Source organism: Streptomyces sp. SID14478, assembly GCF_010548525.1.
GTDB lineage: Bacteria > Actinomycetota > Actinomycetes > Streptomycetales > Streptomycetaceae > Streptomyces.
In genome coordinates this window covers 1-2,001 of sequence record NZ_JAAGMG010000960.1, presented here as the reverse complement: position 1 = coordinate 2,001, position 2,001 = coordinate 1, and the positions used below count along the sequence as shown (strand labels likewise).

Annotated in this window: 2 protein-coding genes; both read left to right on the top strand. The window is 71.8% G+C overall.

The features are described 5' to 3' along the window. The coding region (locus G3I40_RS31065; RefSeq protein ID WP_164305954.1) for a beta-N-acetylhexosaminidase at positions 1-1,366 on the top strand (1,366 nt) is incomplete at its 5' end. A gap of 352 nt (positions 1,367-1,718) precedes the next feature. Beyond that, positions 1,719-2,001: FAD binding domain-containing protein (locus G3I40_RS31060; RefSeq protein ID WP_203645098.1), on the top strand; the 283-nt coding region annotated here is incomplete at its 3' end.

The window sequence follows — 2,001 nt, the reverse complement described above, 5'->3', positions numbered from 1 at the left end:
GGTCGCCATCGAGGGCGGCGCCGCGGCGGGCGTCTTCTGGGGCGCGCAGACGCTGCGCCAGCTCCTCGGCCCCGACGCCTACCGCAGGGCGCCGGTGGCGGACCGCACCTGGCGGGTGCCGGCCGTGCTCGTCGAGGACGAGCCGCGCTTCGGCTGGCGCGGCACGATGCTCGACGTCGCCCGCCACTTCATGCCCAAGGACGGCGTCCTGCGCTTCATCGACCTCCTCGCCGCCCACAAACTCAACGTCTTCCACTTCCACCTCTCCGACGACCAGGGCTGGCGCGTGGAGATCAAGCGCTACCCGAAGCTCACCGAAGTCGGCTCCTGGCGGACACGGACGAAATTCGGCCACCGCGCCTCCGAGTTGTGGGACGACAAGCCGCACGGCGGCTTCTACACCCAGGACGACATCCGCGAGATCGTCGCCTACGCCCACGCGCGGCACATCGCGGTCGTCCCCGAGATCGACCTTCCGGGCCATTCGCAGGCCGCCATCCACGCGTACCCGGAACTCGGCAACAGCGATGTCGTCGACACGTCCGCCCTCCCCGTCTGGGACACCTGGGGCATCAATCCGAACGTGCTCGCTCCCACCGACCACACCCTCCGCTTCTACGAGGGCGTCTTCGAGGAACTGCTCGACCTCTTTCCCTCCACCTTCATCCACGTAGGCGGGGACGAATGTCCCAAAGACCAGTGGAAGCAGTCGGCGACGGCCCAGGCCCGCATCAAGGAACTGGGGTTGCGGGACGAGGACGAGCTGCAGTCCTGGTTCATCCGGCACTTCGACACCTGGCTCGGCGAGCGCGGCCGGCGGCTCATCGGCTGGGACGAGATCCTCGAAGGAGGTCTCGCGCCCGGCGCCACCGTCTCGTCCTGGCGCGGCTACGGCGGCGGCATCACCGCGGCCAAGGCGGGCCACGACGTCGTCATGTGCCCCGAGCAGCAGGTCTACCTGGACCACCGGCAGGCGCCCGGCGAGGACGAGCCGGTGCCCATCGGCTTCGTACGCACCCTGGAGGACGTCTACCGCTTCGAGCCGGTTCCGCCGCAGCTGACCGAGGACGAGGCGCGGCACGTCCTCGGCACCCAGGCCAACCTGTGGACCGAGGTGATGGAGAACCAACAGCGCGTCGACTACCAGGCGTTCCCGCGCCTGGCCGCCTTCTGCGAGGTGGCGTGGAGCGCCCTGCCCGCCCCCGCCGCGCGCGACTACGCGGACTTCGAGCGCCGCATGGCCGTCCACTACCGGCGACTTGACGCCCTGGGCGTCGCCTACCGCCCGCCGGGCGGCCCGCTGCCGTGGCAGCGTCGCCCCGGAGTGCTCGGACGCCCGATCGAAGGGGCGCCCCCGAACGTGTGAGGGCCGCCGTACCGCGGCGGTCCCGGGAGCGCGGCCCGCGCGGCCGCGCTCCCCACGCGCCGTGACCGGGCCTTTAGGTCCCCCCATACGTCACCGAAGAGTGTCAATTCGCGCGCACCGGTGATCACATGCGAAACCGGGTCATCCCCCAGGTGGAAGGGGCGAATGCCTCCTACCGGACCCCCTCTCCGGGCGCCCGGGAAGATGTGCCAGAGTTGCCACGTCCGGCCCGTCAGCACGTACCGTACGGCGGAACAGGCGTAACGGCGGGAACGGTGGCCACGCGACCATCCGCGCGGGGACCACCGAAGCCGCCGGGCGCACGGCCGGACATCGGGAAGGGGCAGCCGGTTTGACCACGCACGCACCGCAGGCGACGCAGGCCGCGGTACTTCCGGGTTCGCTGGACGAGGCAGTCGCGGCGCTCGCCGCCATGCCCGCCGCCGTGCCCGTGGCCGGCGGCACCGACCTCATGGCCCAGGTCAACGCGGGTCAACTCCGCCCCGCCGCGCTCGTCGGCCTCAGCCGGATCAGCGAGATCCGCGGCTGGCAGTACCAGGACGGGCACGCGCTGCTCGGCGCCGGGCTGACCCACGCCCGCATCGGCCGCCCCGACTTCGCCGCGCTCATCCCCG